This is a genomic window from Paenibacillus piscarius (assembly GCF_022234545.1).
In the GTDB taxonomy this organism is placed as follows: domain Bacteria; phylum Bacillota; class Bacilli; order Paenibacillales; family Paenibacillaceae; genus Paenibacillus_AQ; species Paenibacillus_AQ piscarius.
This window is the reverse complement of the sequence record NZ_JAIEUI010000010.1, coordinates 154,249-167,815: the sequence shown is the minus strand read 5'-3', so window position 1 is coordinate 167,815 and position 13,567 is coordinate 154,249. Positions and strand designations below refer to the sequence as shown.

The following is a 13,567-nucleotide window of genomic DNA, read 5'->3' as shown; positions in this document are numbered from 1 at the left end:
TTGACCGGTTACAGGCGGCTTCATGATTACCGCATGGAGCATATTATGCTGGGCGGAGCAGAGATCAGCGGCAGCGGGGCACCGTCTACCGGACTTCCCCGCTGGCGGCAGCAGGTCCAGTATGCGGTCGGGCATACGCTTAATGACTTCTATGGTATGCCGCCGGAGGTACGCCGGGAGACCCCGGTCCAGTTCCTGCTGGAGCGCCGCTGGCCGCCGAAAGGCGGGGCTTTTCCTTCCCTGATGCAGTACTGGGATGTGAAGCAGGCGGTGGCCGATGAACTGATCCGTATTGTGGCCGGCAATCATCCCGGCGAGCTTCCGGTGATGCGTTATGAACAGTGGCATGTCCCGGTTCCCGAGCTGTCGGTCGAGCTGTCAGTGATCTTCCAGCTGGCCTGGGCTTCGCGGCAGAAGGGACGGAGCCTGAATATCCAGAAATTCATGGTACACAGCAACGAAGAAGTCATCTCCGGCTTCCTGCATATGGCGAACCTATTCTGTCATATGGCCTATGGAGAACCGGCGGACACCATCGAAATCTATTCGCTGCTGGACGGGGGCAGGCATAGCGTGGACGGGGCCGAGCTGCCGCTGCAGGAATCACTTGATTATGTGCGGCTGCTGTCTGTCTTCCTGGAGCGTGAAGAACAGGCAGCAGGCTGCGTGAAATGCAGCAACCGCCGCAGCGACCGGGATGAAGCCCAGGTGCGGGGCTACGGGCTAATGTAGAAGCAGACGATGACTTAAGAGACTACGTCCAAAAAGCATCTCCCTCAGGGTATTTGACCGTGAGGGGATGCTTTTTGGGTTGTTAAGGAATTGTAGGCGAAAACAGCCTACATTGTGCTCGCACGCAGGCATGTGGGCCCATTGATGCCTCTTGAAAATACCGTTGCCAGGCTATCTGTTCAATGGATAGGTGTAGTAATCCTGCTGGCTCTGAATAACAAAGCCGCAGCTCTCGTAGAGGCTGAGCGCATTCGGATTATCCAGCGCGACCTCCAGGCTCACTCCATTATGATGGCGCTGCTCGCGTTCAATGGTCTGCATCAGCGCACTCCGCCCGATGCCAAGCCCCCGCAGCTTCTTGTCTACGACGAACCCGTAAATCCAGGTCTCGTTGTTCTCAGACCACAGCCGCAGCTTGCCGGCAGGCTGTCCGTCCAGCTCAATGATAATATGCTCCTGGGAGCCTTCCTGTTCATGCTGTACATACATTTCGGCGGCGTCTTCCTCCGTCATCTGGAACCCGTCGCAGTCCAAGGCGATTAACAGTGGAGTCTCCTCAGGGCGTGCGGGCCGGAGCATCACTTGGCCTGAGGCTGAGCTGGCATCGGCGGCAAGGCTGCTTCCGGTGGCCCCGTTCCACTTCATCTGGTATTCCGAATGGCTGAATGCCACCGGCAGGGTCTGCAGATAAGCAGTTCCTGAGGCGGAGGCGGCAGGTGTATTCAGCAGCAGCGTCTTCACCTTACCCCCGCGGATGATGGTCTCTGCCTGCTTCCAGAGGGCACTGAAGATGCCCCGGCGGCGGTAGCCCGGCCGGACCATGCCGCAGACCTCCATATCTCCGCCAATGCCGTACAGGCCGATGAATCCGACCAACTGCTCCTCTTCATAGGTTACCAGGTATTTGGCCCCGCCTGCTTCTCCAGGATGCCGGAGCATGTCCCAGTTCAGCTTCAGGGCAATGCCCTCATATTGCTCGCAGCGCTGCTGCAGTTCTTCAATGTGTTTCAGAGTATCTGTATTCGTCAAACGGTCTTCCTCCTATTTGAGCACATCCTTGTATTCTGTGTGCTTCTCGAATTGATGGGCCGCATACGGGCACACCGGTTCAATCTTGACCTTCTGCTCACGGGCCAGGTCAACGACCGCCCGCACAAGCTTTTCTCCAGCCCCCTGGCCGCGCAGATCTTCCGAGACAAAGGTATGGTCAATCACCAGATTCCCAGTGTTCTCTTCGGTTCTGTATGTAATCTCGGCCAGGTCTTTTCCGTCACCAGCGATATAGAAACGTCCTTCTCCCTTTGTAATGTTCTCCATCTTATAACCTCACTCCATTCCGGTAATGTGCCTTTATTTTACTACCCTGTCCGGCAAAAAGCGAGAAAGCGAAAGAAGGATCAGGGAATAATATGATATGATTATGGCACTAACGCTGTAAAGACAAGAAGTTGCATCAGGGGGTATAGACATGGATTATAAGGCAGAGGTTCTTTTTCATCCGGTATACGAATTAATAAGCAGCATACATACGTTCATCTGCAAGAAGGGGAGTAAAAAGATCGATCTCGGCATGTCCTGGGCAGCGGAGGTGTCAGGCCGTTTGAGCCCGGAGCTGCTGGAAGCATTAGAGGAGACGGAGCTGGATAATGATTGGAAGCTGTTTAATCTGCTCATCCATCTGTGTCCTGACAAACAAAGTGTAGGCAGTGTGCTGGACTGGCTGGACGGCTTGTCCGTTGGGGAGATGTATGAGACTCTTGGCAGTCATGTCAGTCAGTTTCCTGTCCAAATGGAGCTCTACCGCAGCCGCATGGTCTTCCTGCTGTCGGAGTGGAACCGGCAATACTTCAGCAGCTGCAATCCGGTGATCTTGGACAAGCTGCAGCAGCATACGGAGGAGCGGAGGGGGATGCTGAAGGGGAGCCCGGTTGCCGAATTTGTGAACCAGACCACGAACGGATTTTATTTCTTGCCGGGCAGCGGTCTGCGCAGGCTGGTGCTGATTCCGCAGTTTCATTTTCAGCCGATCAATATCCTGTACAGCTATGGTGACCTGACGATATGTCATTATGCCGCAAGAATCCAGGTGCCGGAAGAAGAGATTTCACCCGCTATGCACCGGACACTCCGCAGTCTGGGCGAGAAGAGCCGGCTCCGGATTCTCAAATCGCTGGGCGGTGAACGCAAATCCTTCACGGAGATTGCCAGGCAGGCAGGTCTGTCCAAAGGGATTGTGCATGACCATATTACCAGCCTGCGGAGTGCCGGTCTGCTGAATGCTTTTATCGAGGGGGAGAATGTCACGGCGTACAGTCTGCGGCTGGAGGGCATTCAGCAGATGAATGAGCAGCTGTCAGCATATCTGAAATAACAGCGCACACCGTTTAGATTCTCAGCCTTACTTGAACGTTTAACCGGAAGTCAAAGTCTTCTCCGCGAAAGAGAAGATTTTGGCTTTTTTGCTGTGATTCACTAGTTTTATTCTGCTGTCGGAGAATTTTTTTGTAGTTCTCTATTTACAGAACTGAGTTTACTTTCTATAATGTGAACTACCGGTCTTTATTCATACTTAGTGGGTAGGAATTATTAGAATTTATTAAATTGTGAGAAAAGAGATGATGTTATGAGAAAAAGTACGTTCGTGTTGTCCTCCTTATTCCTGGCAGCTTCGCTGCTATTGTCCGCCTGCTCTGATAACAGTAGCCCGGAAGCGGCGTCCACAGGCACTCCTGCAGCTTCTGCTCCGGATGCTTCAGCTAATGCAGCAGCCTCTGCGTCCCCGGCGGTTGTGCCTGCCGGTGCCCTTAGTGAGCCTTTTACGGCAACCGATCTTACGAAGCTGCCGGCAGCCGCGCAGAAACGCACCGATACCATCATCGTAGGCCTTACCGATCCCAGCGGGGCCTTCACGCCTTATTTCCAGGAAAGCGGTTATGACGGGAATGTCTCCTCATTGCTCTATGCATCGCTGGTAACAGTGGATGACAAAGGGGTGCCAACACCGGAGCTGGCCGAGAGCTGGGAGGTGTCGGACGATCAGCTTACATATACGTTCCATCTGCGCAAGGATCTGAAGTTCAGCGACGGCTCGCCGCTCACTGCGGAGGATGTGGCGTTCACCTGGACCCTCCAGTACGACAAAGCCTATGACGGAGGCTCTTCGCTTCCCTCGCTGAAGGTGAAGGGCGGGGAGGCTTACAAGGCCGGAACGGCCAAGACGGTGGAGGGCATCCGGATTATCGATCCGCAGACCCTTTCCGTTACACTGGAGCAGCCCAATGCCACGGCGCTGGTGACACTAGGCTCCAACGTGCTGTCTAAGGCCTACTATGGCAAGGACTACAAATTCGGCCAGCTCGAATATATCAAGAAGCTGCATGAGAAGCCGCTGGGCGATGGCCCGTATACGCTGGAGAAGTTCATTCCCGGGCAGGAGGTCCGGCTGGTTGCCAACCCGAATTACTTCAAGGGCAAGCCTAAGACAGAGCATTTTATCTACAAAACCACCTCAGGGGATGCTTGGCAGTTCCTTGAGACGGGTGAGGTAGACTATGCCTCTTTTCCTGCGACTGAAGAAAATATCACGAAGCTGAAGCAGCTCGGTTATGTCAATATTCTCCCGTATACCCCAAGCACTTATGGTTATATGCAGGTTAACCTGAAGCATGAGCAGCTCAAGGATAAGCGGGTCAGACAAGCGATTGTCTACGGGCTGGACCGGCAGAGCATCTATGTGGACGCGGCCGAAGGTGCGGGGGCAATAGCCAACATTCCTGCTTCTCCGATCTCCTGGTCCTACACTGAGGAGGGCATTAACCCTTACAAATATGATCCTGAGCAGGCGAAGAAGCTGCTGGATGAAGCCGGCTGGACGGTAGGGGCAGGCGGTATCCGCGAGAAGGACGGCAAGCCGCTCAGCATCCATTATCTGGCCAGCAAAAGCAAGAGCTCAGACATCTTCATAGCGGTCGCCAAAGAGAACTTCGCGGCGCTCGGCATCGACTTCCAGCCGGAGATCTTCGCCGACTTCAATTCGCTGGTCTCGAAGACGGAGAGCGGGGACTATGATCTTGTCTCCTTCTCCACCAGTATGCTGACCGATCCGGCGGATGGCTTCATGCAGTTCTTCGACGGTGAGATCACGGACTATGACAACCCGAAGTTCACTGAGCTGTACAACAAAGCGCTGGCTACGACGGATATTGAACAGCGCAAAGCAGTCTATAAAGAGCTGTATCAGCTATTCAACGACGAGCTGCCGGTCATTTTTACCAATTACAAAAAAACGGTATACGCCTATAACGGCCGCATTGAGAATCTCTCGGTCAGCCCGTTCATCGGTCTTGCCGGCAGTCTGCCTAACTGGACTCTGAAATAACGAATTGTTCATCTCCTGTCTGCGTCACAAGGTCGGTGCAGGCAGGAGGATGAATCCTAAGGAGCCATTCATGAGCGCTTATCTGACTAAAAGAATGCTGTATATGCTGATCATCCTCTTTGCGGCTTCGCTGCTGATCTTTTGTCTCTATGCCCTTACGCCGGGGGATTTCATTACCGGAAACATCAAGCTGACGGCAGAACGCAAAGCGGAGCTGCGGGAGATCTACGGCCTGAACAAGCCGGTGCTGGAACGCTACTGGACCTGGATGAGCAATGCCTTCCACGGGGATTTCGGATATTCACTTGCCCAGCAGAAGCCGGTGCTTAAGCTGTTCAGTGATTATATCTGGAATTCTTTTTTGCTGGCGGCTGTCTCTACCTTCCTCACTTGGCTTATCGCGGTAATTATCGGTGTGATCTCTGCTTATAAGCAATATTCCTGGTTCGACACGCTGGTGATGATTGCGATCTTCGCGGCCATGTCCTTGCCGTCCTTCTTCATCGGCCTGTTCCTGATCAAGATAATGGCTGTCGATCTGAAGTGGCTGCCGCCGGGCGGGATGACGACTACGGGCAGCACCGCGGCAGGCTTCGCCTACTTCAAGGAAGTGGTGCAGCATATGACGCTGCCGGTCATTGTAATGACGCTGCTTGGACTGGGTTCATTAACCCGCTACTTCCGCAGTAATATGATCGATGTGCTCAAGCAGGACTACATCCGGACAGCCCGTGCAAAAGGGCTCAAGGAGCGAAAGGTGCTGTTCTCGCATGCGCTGCGCAATGCGCTTTTGCCGGCGATTACGCTGGTTGGCTTCGAGCTGCCCGCCCTGTTCGGAGGCTCGATTATTATCGAGCAGATCTTCAATTGGCCGGGGATCGGGCAATTGTATATGAAGTCGTTCGGGTTAAGGGATTATCCCTTGCTGATGGGCTTTACCATGTTTCTGGCTATTCTGACCGTCACCGGGACCCTGCTATCGGATATTCTGTACCGGGTGGCTGATCCGCGTGTCCGGTTATAGGAGGGGAGTTCTCATGGCAACTGATCTCAGAGTAAAAGAAATGGAGGGACCCCGCCCCGGCCTGCGCAAATCCTCCCTGCTGAGGCAATCCTTGCGGAGGCTTAGGCATAATAAGCTGGCTGTTGCCGGGTTCGCGGTGGTTGTCTTTATGTTTGTGTTATGCTTCATCGGTCCGTTCTTCTCGCCTTATACAGATAACAAAATCAACATGGCATTCATGAACAAAGCTCCGAGTCTGAAGCATTGGTTGGGCACCGATGCGCTGGGCAGGGATATTCTGACCCGGGTGATGCAGGCCGGACGCATCTCCCTGACCGTAGGTCTTGCTTCCATGCTGCTGTCGGTATTTCTCGGAGCGCTGCTGGGGGCGATTGCCGGTTATTACGGGGGGCTGCTGGATCAGATCATTATGCGGATTGCCGATCTGCTGATGACCATTCCCGGTCTGCCGCTGCTGTTCATCTTCGGTGCATTGCTCTCGGAATGGAAGATTCCGACGGACTACCGGATGTATATCGTCATGCTGATGCTGAGTATTGTGAATTGGCCGGGGCTGGCAAGAATGGTGCGGGGCCAGATGCTGAGCCTGCGGGAACGCGAATTCATGCAGGCGGCCGTGGTGCTGGGGCTGCGTGACCGCAGGAAGCTGGTGCACCATCTGCTGCCTAATATTGTTCCGCTGCTGATCGTTATGGCTACGCTGAATATCGGGGGCGCCATTCTCAGTGAGTCGGTGCTGAGCTTCTTCGGCCTGGGGGTTATGCCTCCTACTCCGACCTGGGGCAATATGATTGACGCAGCGAACAATATTCTTGATTTCCAGAACCGGCCATGGCTGTGGATTCCGCCGGGACTGTCGATTTTTGCCACGGTGATTGCGATTAATATCTTTGGTGACGGCCTCAGAGACGTCCTTGATCCTAAACAGAAGAGGTAGGTGGCCATATCGATGGAGCCTGTAATGAATATAGACGGTCTAAGCACCGAATTCTTCACGGAAGAAGGCACTGTAAGGGCGGTGGATAACGTCAGCTTCAAGATCGGCAGAGGCGAAACGGTCTGCATTGTCGGTGAATCCGGCTGCGGGAAAAGCGTCACGGCCATGTCGGTTATGGGCCTTGTAGAGGAGCCAGGCGGTAAAGTCACCGGAGGGCGTATCGGCTTCCAGGGAGAGGATCTGCTGCGCCTGGACAAAAATGCACTGCGCAGCATCCGCGGCCATGAGATTGCGATGATTTTTCAGGAGCCGATGTCCTCCCTTAATCCGGTCATGAGAATTGGCGAGCAGATTATGGAGCCGCTGTCTGTTCATCTCCGAATGAACAAGAAGCAGGCCCGGGCCCGTGCGCTTGAGCTGATCACCCAGGTCGGGATATCCCGCCCGGAACAGATTATGGCGAGCTACCCGCATGAGCTGAGCGGCGGTATGCTCCAGCGGATTATGATTGCCATAGCGGTCTCCTGCAGCCCCAAGCTGCTGATTGCCGATGAGCCGACCACGGCGCTGGATGTGACGATTCAGGCGCAGATTCTGGACCTGCTGCGCAGCCTCAAGGAAGATTCCGGGATGTCGATCCTGCTGATTACGCATGACTTAGGGGTTGTGGCCGAGATGGCGGATTATGTGATCGTCATGTACTCCGGGCAGATCGTGGAAGAGGGTGGAGTGGTGGAGCTGTTCCAGAATCCGCAGCATCCGTATACACGCGGGCTGCTGAAGTCGAAGCCTGTGATGGGCCAGCGCCTGGAGGAGCTCTATTCCATTCCCGGGCAGGTGCCAAGCCCGCTTGCGCTTGCCCCGTCCTGCTATTTCCATGACCGGTGCGGGCATTGTATGCCGGTCTGCCGGTCCCGGCAGCCGATGCTGAAGGAGACCGGCCACGGGCAGAAGGTCTCCTGCTGGCTGTATGAGGAGGCGGAAGTCTATGTCTGAAGCGCTGCTGGAAGTGAAGCATCTGAAGAAGTATTTTCCGGTGAAGCAGGGCCTGCTCGGCCGCGCGACCGGACAGGTGAAGGCTGTAGATGATGTCAGCATCACACTCCGGCCGGGCGAGACCTTCGGCCTGGTCGGGGAATCCGGCAGCGGCAAAAGCACCGTAGGGCGGACCATTCTGCGCTTGACGGACAAGACAGACGGGGAGGTCCGGTTCAAGGGCACAGACATTCACAGCCTGTCTCCTGCGGAGATGCGGCTGATCCGGCCGCAGATGCAGCTGATTTTCCAGGACCCGTACAGTGCGCTTAATCCACGGATTAGAGTGGGCGACGCCATAGGCGAAGCGCTGCTGGACCATGGGCTATGCACGAAGGCCGAGGTCAGAAGCCTGGTGCTGGAGGCGCTGGAGGCCTGCGGGTTATCCGCGTATCATATCGACCGCTTTCCGCATGAATTCTCCGGCGGCCAGCGCCAGCGGATCGGAATTGCCCGGGCGCTGATCCTGAATCCCGACCTGATTGTTGCGGATGAGCCGGTGTCGGCTCTGGATGTGTCGATTCAGGCGCAGATTATCAACCTGTTCAGCAAGCTGCAGCAGAGCAGAGGACTGGCGTACTTATTCATCTCCCATGATCTTAGCGTGGTGGAGCATTTATGCAACCGAATAGGTGTGATGTATCTTGGATCCATCGTGGAGACTGCAACAAGGGATGAGCTATTCCGGCATCCGCTCCATCCTTATACGAAGGCGCTTTTGTCCGCTGTTCCGGTGCCGGTTCCCCGGCTGAAGCGGGAACGCATCGTACTGACAGGAGATATTCCAAGCCCCGCAAACCCTCCTTCAGGCTGCAAGTTTCATACCCGCTGTCCCTTTGCTCTGGAGGTCTGCAAAGCGGAGATTCCGCTGTTCCGGGATGCCGGCGGTGGCCATTTTGTAGCCTGTCATTTAGTATAATGACTGATAAATTTGGTTTGGATTTGAAGATTACCCTATTTTGACTTGCCGTCTTCCCGGTGCTATACTGATTCCAAAGCAGGCAGATATGGTTAATAAGAGACTGATTAGACTTAAGACATCTAATTGGTCTTTGTTTTTTTGCAGCAATGCTGACACTACTTGGCCTGTGCCTGCGGGGCGGCTTGCCTGCTTCCCCGGATAATAGGTGCAGTGCTAAAAAACCATTAGGAGGAAATATCATGAATACCACAGTACGCTTGACAGAAAGATCCGGCTCGGCTTCTTCCCAGCGCCGCCAAGGTTTCGTACCCGTCGTTGTCTACGGTGCAGGTTCAGATACCCAGTCCTTTTCAGCAGATGCCAAAACCTTAAATGAGATTCTCAGCAAAAACCCCCGTGCGATCCTGAAGGTAGAGCTGCCGGGTGCAGGCTCCAAGAATGCCGTAATTCACGAATTCCAGCGCCAGCCGTTGTCCCGTACCTTGCTGCATGTTGACTTTCAGCAGATTGATATGAAGGCGGAGCTCGACACCAAGGTTGCCTTCCATTTCACCGGAGATCCGGTCGGAGTGAAGAGCGGCGGCGTCCAGCAGGTTGAGCTGTATGAGCTGGATATCCGTACCCTGCCGGACAAGCTGGAGCCGACGTTTGAAGTAGATATCAGCGGGCTGGATATCGGCGATCAATTGCTCGTATCGGATCTGCCGAAGCATGAAGGCTGGGAGATCCTGACCCCGGAAGATACGCTGATTGTGCGGATCTCGCCACCTCTTGTGATGGAAGAGCCGGAGGCTGGAGACACTGCCGCGCCTGCAGCAGAGGAGTCCGCCGAAGAAGCCAAGCCGGAAGAATAAGCTTCAGTTCCCGTGCGTTGACGTCTTATATAACCGTAAGCTCGCCTGTTAGGGAGCCATAATCTTGTTGAAGCAGGAGCAGACATATCCTTGGTGGAGGAATTGTCTGCTCTTTTTGCAGATGAAGGCGTTATACGAATCTATGTCATTCAATAATTGAGAGTGTAGGAGTGTGCAATCATGAATCCAAATATCATTAGGCTTGTAAGCGGTTCGAATGCCAAGCTGGATGAGGCGGCTGCACAGGCGACTGTCAAAATATCGTGCAGCAGCTCCCCTGCGGTTCTGGACATCAGCTGCTTCATGGTAGGGGAGAACGGGAAGGTGGCGTCTGATGATTTTTTTGTATTCTATAATCAGACTTCCGATCCTGAGCGGATGGTGGTGTTCAATTCAATCGACAAATACAGCGGAGAATTCGTGATCGATCTGAATGCACTACAGAGATCAGCGGTTGCCAAATGTGTCTTCGCGGCGACACTGGATGGACCGGGAACCTTCGCTGACGTCAGGGGCGCAAGAATCAGCGCGGCCGGCAACGGGACGGAGCTGGTCTATGAGATCAGTGAAGCCAATGCTGAGACCTCGCTGGTGCTGGCCGAGCTGTACCGCCACGGCGGAGGCTTCAAGCTCAGAGCGGTTGGCCGGGGCTTCCATGGCGGATTGAAGCCGCTGGCAGAGGCCCATGGGGTAGAGGTAGAGGAGGATGATGGAGCAGCAGCAGAGCCGGCAGCGGGCCATAAGGAAGCTGCTGCCGCATTCAGCGGTGCTTCAGCAGAAGCCGTACATAATACTGCGCCAAAGCCGGCTCTGAACCTGACGAAGATCGATCTCCTGAAGCAAAAGGTGAGCATTTCGCTGCGCAAGAAGAACCTGGACCAGGAGAAGGCGAGGGTGGCAGTGGTGTTCGATGCGTCCGGCTCAATGTCGGGGCTGTATGCGAAGGGTGTGGTGCAGCGGGCCTTTGAACGGGTACTGGCCGTGGCAGCCAGCATGGACGATGACGGAGAGATGGACGTCTGGTTCTTCGCCACCAAATGCAAGCGGATGCCGAGCGTGAATGAACACGGCTATGAAGATTATGTGAAGAACACATACCCGGGACCGAAGATGTTCGGCGGCCTGGGCATCGGGAACAATGAGCCGGTGGTTATGGCGGATCTGATCAAGAAATATACGAAGGAGGAGCCGGGGCCCCTGCCGGTATATGTCGTGTTCTTCAGCGACGGCGGCATCTATGAGACGCCGAAGATCTCCAAGCTGCTGGTCGAAAGCTCGAAGCATAATATCTTCTGGCAGTTTGTCGGTATCGGCAACGCTGATTACGGTGTTCTCCGCGAGCTCGACGACCTGCGCGGGCGTGTAGTGGACAATGCCGACTTCTTCGCGCTCGATGATATGGATGAAGTCAGCGACGAGGAGCTGTACGACCGTCTGTTCAACGAATATCCCAAATGGCTGCGCGAAGCCCGGCAAAAGGGAATTGTGCGTTCTTAGAACAGAGCGGGCTGAATTCAGGGCAGGCCCGGAAGCTAAACTATGGCTGCCGGGCCTGCCCTGGTCTGGTTGCGCAAGCAGTCAGTCCGTTTATCATTTACAACGTAACAGTGTTATGTTACGATGAATCCGGGGAGTGATGATATGGAAGAGGATTTGATCTCCAAGAAGGATCTGCTGGATGAGACGGGGATTTCCTACGGGCAATTATACCGGTGGAAGCGGAAGCAGCTGATCCCGGAGGACTGGTTCATCCGCAAATCGACGTTTACCGGACAGGAGACCTTTTTTCCGCGGGCGAGAATTCTGGCGAGGGTGCAGCATATTTTACAGAAGAAGGATGACCTGTCACTCGATGAATTAGCCGGTGCGTTGACAGAGCCTGCCTCCTTGCCCAAGGCCGGGCTAAGCGTAACACAATTAAGAGAACGTAACATTGTTTCGAATGCGTGTCTGGAACGGTTTGGGAGACCGGACTGTGAGGAACGGATGCTGACCTTTGAGCAAATTCTGAGCTTGTATGCTGCCGACCAGCTGCTTAGCAGGGGCGAGTTGAACTGGGAGGAGGCGGACCGGCTCTATCAGACGCTTGAGGCTCAGGCGCTGGGGTATGGGGATAAGGGCTGGGAGCTGTTTTTTGTGCGGAAGATGGGTGTGAGCTTCTGTATAATGGCCTATCCCGGAGCCGGGCTATCATTCGATGAGGGAGTCCGGCTGGTGAGCAGGCTCAGCTATGCCGATCTGGCAGAGCAGTTATCGGTGCGTATCGGTTAGAGTCGGCCCCTGCACAGGGGCCGGTCATGCGGAAATGATGGATCAGTATAACCCGGGAGGATGGATCATGGAGAAGAAGGAACTGCCGGATCTGTTGATGGATGGAGTCCATACAGCCGCCGGAGGCAGGTACAATAAGGTGAATATTAATGGTGTCAGCAAGATTAACGGTGCGCTGGAGGCTCGGACCTGCAAGTGTGACGGTGTACTCAAGGTGAACGGCGATCTTACAGCGGAAGAAATTGAACTGAACGGGAATGTGAGCGTGAAGGGCAGCCTGCATACTGGTGTAATGAAGCTGGAGGGAGTCTTGTCCGGAGAAGGCGGCCTTCGCGGTGAGCGCTGTGAGCTGGACGGCATGTTGAAGCTGAAGGGCAGCTGTGAGCTGGAGGAGCTGACCGGCGAAGGAGTATTCACCATCGGGGGATTACTCAGTGCCGGACGGATTGATTTCGGTCTTCACGGACGGGCGGAGGCCGGGGAGATCGGCGTAGAGAGCCTGAGAATCCGCAAACAAGGCAGCTCTGCCTGGGGCAGGCTGCTGGGCGGAATCATTCCCAAGCTCAAAATCGAGCTGCGGGCCAAGGTGATTGAAGGCGACGATCTCGATCTGGAATACACGAGTGCAGAGGTTGTCCGGGGCGGCAAGGTGAGCATCGGTCCCGGCTGTAATATAGGCCTGGTGGAATACCGGACGCATCTGAGTGTGCATCCCGGAGCCCATGTGCTGAAGGAGGAGAAGACGGGTGAATGAGGCTGTTGTGCGCAATGATCTGAAGATTCTGGGGACATCCAGCTCATTGGGCGGAATCTTCAAGGATGTCAAAGTAACCGGAGAATGTGTGTTTGACGGGGACGTGGACTGCCTGGGGTTCAACCTGACCGGCGAAGCTGACATCAGCGGCAACCTGAGGGTGCATACGATGAAGCTGCTTGGCGAATGCACTGTTAAAGGACGTGTGGACGGCAATGGTCTGCGCGGGCAAGGCCAGATCACTGCGGGGAAGGGGCTGCGGGTGGAGGATGTCCGGTATAACGGCGGTATGATTGTCACTGGTGACTGCGAAGCAGAGAAGGTGCAGCTTACGGGAGTCATTGAAGTGAGCGGACTGCTGAATGCAGAGGCTCTGGAGCTGACGCTGCTGGGTCCCTGCAGGGCGGATGCGGTAGGCGGCGGCACAATTACCGTCAAGCGCAGCCGCACCGGAGCCTTGCTGAGGCCTGGGAAGAGAATCAGCTTCGAGACCCGGCTCATTGAAGGGGACCGGATTGAGCTGCAGCATACACAGGCGCAGATCGTCCGGGGCGGTAAGGTCATCATTGGTCCCGGCTGCGAGATTGATACCGTGGAATACAGGGACCTGCTGGAGATTCATGCAAGCTCAACCGTCAGGAACCCTGTACAATTATAGCG

At 55.0% G+C, this 13,567-nt stretch carries 14 protein-coding genes; 12 read left to right on the top strand and 2 right to left on the bottom strand.

The features are described from left to right. Positions 1-732 (top strand): hypothetical protein, encoded by a 732-nt coding sequence (locus K1558_RS17530; protein ID WP_238652938.1) that lies wholly within the window; start codon positions 1-3, stop codon positions 730-732. Between the two features lie 171 nt (positions 733-903). Here the strand turns inward: K1558_RS17530 and K1558_RS17525 are convergent, their stop codons facing one another. Both K1558_RS17525 and K1558_RS17520 read right to left on the bottom strand, forming a co-directional pair. Next, positions 904-1,761 carry a GNAT family N-acetyltransferase gene (locus K1558_RS17525; protein WP_238652937.1) on the bottom strand — a complete coding sequence of 286 codons (858 nt, stop codon included), beginning with the start codon at positions 1,759-1,761 and terminating at the stop codon, positions 904-906. 12 nt (positions 1,762-1,773) lie between these two features. Continuing rightward, complete coding sequence (locus K1558_RS17520; RefSeq protein ID WP_238652936.1) at positions 1,774-2,049, bottom strand: GNAT family N-acetyltransferase; 276 nt, start codon at positions 2,047-2,049, stop codon at positions 1,774-1,776. A gap of 151 nt (positions 2,050-2,200) precedes the next feature. Here K1558_RS17520 and K1558_RS17515 point away from each other — a divergent pair, with 151 nt between their 5' ends. The 11 genes from K1558_RS17515 to K1558_RS17465 all read left to right on the top strand — a co-directional run bounded on the left by K1558_RS17515 (position 2,201) and on the right by K1558_RS17465 (position 13,565). Next, positions 2,201-3,103 carry an ArsR/SmtB family transcription factor gene (locus tag K1558_RS17515; RefSeq protein ID WP_238652935.1) on the top strand — a complete coding sequence of 301 codons (903 nt, stop codon included), beginning with the start codon at positions 2,201-2,203 and terminating at the stop codon, positions 3,101-3,103. A gap of 252 nt (positions 3,104-3,355) precedes the next feature. Then, positions 3,356-5,110, top strand: coding sequence for an ABC transporter substrate-binding protein (locus K1558_RS17510; protein WP_238652934.1), 1,755 nt, complete (start codon positions 3,356-3,358; stop codon positions 5,108-5,110). 70 nt (positions 5,111-5,180) lie between these two features. Next, positions 5,181-6,134, top strand: a complete 954-nt coding sequence (locus tag K1558_RS17505) for an ABC transporter permease (protein WP_238652999.1) — start codon at positions 5,181-5,183, stop codon at positions 6,132-6,134. Positions 6,135-6,147: 13 nt separating this feature from the next. Continuing rightward, positions 6,148-7,071, top strand: coding sequence for an oligopeptide ABC transporter permease (opp4C, locus tag K1558_RS17500; RefSeq protein ID WP_238652933.1), 924 nt, complete (start codon positions 6,148-6,150; stop codon positions 7,069-7,071). A 12-nt stretch (positions 7,072-7,083) separates the two neighbouring features. Beyond that, positions 7,084-8,067, top strand: a complete 984-nt coding sequence (locus K1558_RS17495) for an ABC transporter ATP-binding protein (RefSeq protein ID WP_238652932.1) — start codon at positions 7,084-7,086, stop codon at positions 8,065-8,067. Continuing rightward, positions 8,060-9,025, top strand: coding sequence for an ABC transporter ATP-binding protein (locus K1558_RS17490; RefSeq protein WP_238652931.1), 966 nt, complete (start codon positions 8,060-8,062; stop codon positions 9,023-9,025). Before K1558_RS17495 ends, K1558_RS17490 begins: the two co-directional genes overlap by 8 nt. 242 nt (positions 9,026-9,267) lie before the next feature. Beyond that, a complete protein-coding gene (locus K1558_RS17485; RefSeq protein ID WP_238652930.1) occupies positions 9,268-9,882 on the top strand; it encodes a 50S ribosomal protein L25 in 615 nt (204 codons plus the stop codon). A 180-nt stretch (positions 9,883-10,062) separates the two neighbouring features. Further along, on the top strand, positions 10,063-11,379 hold the full coding sequence (locus K1558_RS17480; RefSeq protein WP_238652929.1) for a vWA domain-containing protein: 1,317 nt from the start codon (positions 10,063-10,065) through the stop codon (positions 11,377-11,379). Positions 11,380-11,523: 144 nt separating this feature from the next. Next, entirely contained in the window at positions 11,524-12,153 is a 630-nt protein-coding gene (locus tag K1558_RS17475; protein ID WP_238652928.1) for a DUF4004 family protein, read from the top strand. Between the two features lie 67 nt (positions 12,154-12,220). Next, positions 12,221-12,907, top strand: a complete 687-nt coding sequence (locus K1558_RS17470; protein ID WP_238652927.1) for a cell shape determination protein CcmA — start codon at positions 12,221-12,223, stop codon at positions 12,905-12,907. Beyond that, complete coding sequence (locus K1558_RS17465; RefSeq protein ID WP_238652926.1) at positions 12,900-13,565, top strand: hypothetical protein; 666 nt, start codon at positions 12,900-12,902, stop codon at positions 13,563-13,565. The genes K1558_RS17470 and K1558_RS17465 overlap by 8 nt, the downstream gene beginning before the upstream one ends. Positions 13,566-13,567 lie beyond the last annotated feature (2 nt).

What these genes read in the sequence shown, in the direction of transcription:
- K1558_RS17520 (WP_238652936.1), bottom strand. Translation starts at nt 2,049, where the DNA reads ATGGAGAACATTACAAAGGGAGAAGGACGTTTCTATATCGCTGGTGAC.
- K1558_RS17515 (WP_238652935.1), top strand. Translation starts at nt 2,201, where the DNA reads ATGGATTATAAGGCAGAGGTTCTTTTTCATCCGGTATACGAATTAATA.
- K1558_RS17510 (WP_238652934.1), top strand. Translation starts at nt 3,356, where the DNA reads ATGAGAAAAAGTACGTTCGTGTTGTCCTCCTTATTCCTGGCAGCTTCG.
- K1558_RS17505 (WP_238652999.1), top strand. Translation starts at nt 5,181, where the DNA reads ATGAGCGCTTATCTGACTAAAAGAATGCTGTATATGCTGATCATCCTC.
- opp4C (WP_238652933.1), top strand. Translation starts at nt 6,148, where the DNA reads ATGGCAACTGATCTCAGAGTAAAAGAAATGGAGGGACCCCGCCCCGGC.
- K1558_RS17495 (WP_238652932.1), top strand. Translation starts at nt 7,084, where the DNA reads ATGGAGCCTGTAATGAATATAGACGGTCTAAGCACCGAATTCTTCACG.
- K1558_RS17490 (WP_238652931.1), top strand. Translation starts at nt 8,060, where the DNA reads ATGTCTGAAGCGCTGCTGGAAGTGAAGCATCTGAAGAAGTATTTTCCG.
- K1558_RS17485 (WP_238652930.1), top strand. Translation starts at nt 9,268, where the DNA reads ATGAATACCACAGTACGCTTGACAGAAAGATCCGGCTCGGCTTCTTCC.
- K1558_RS17480 (WP_238652929.1), top strand. Translation starts at nt 10,063, where the DNA reads ATGAATCCAAATATCATTAGGCTTGTAAGCGGTTCGAATGCCAAGCTG.
- K1558_RS17475 (WP_238652928.1), top strand. Translation starts at nt 11,524, where the DNA reads ATGGAAGAGGATTTGATCTCCAAGAAGGATCTGCTGGATGAGACGGGG.
- K1558_RS17470 (WP_238652927.1), top strand. Translation starts at nt 12,221, where the DNA reads ATGGAGAAGAAGGAACTGCCGGATCTGTTGATGGATGGAGTCCATACA.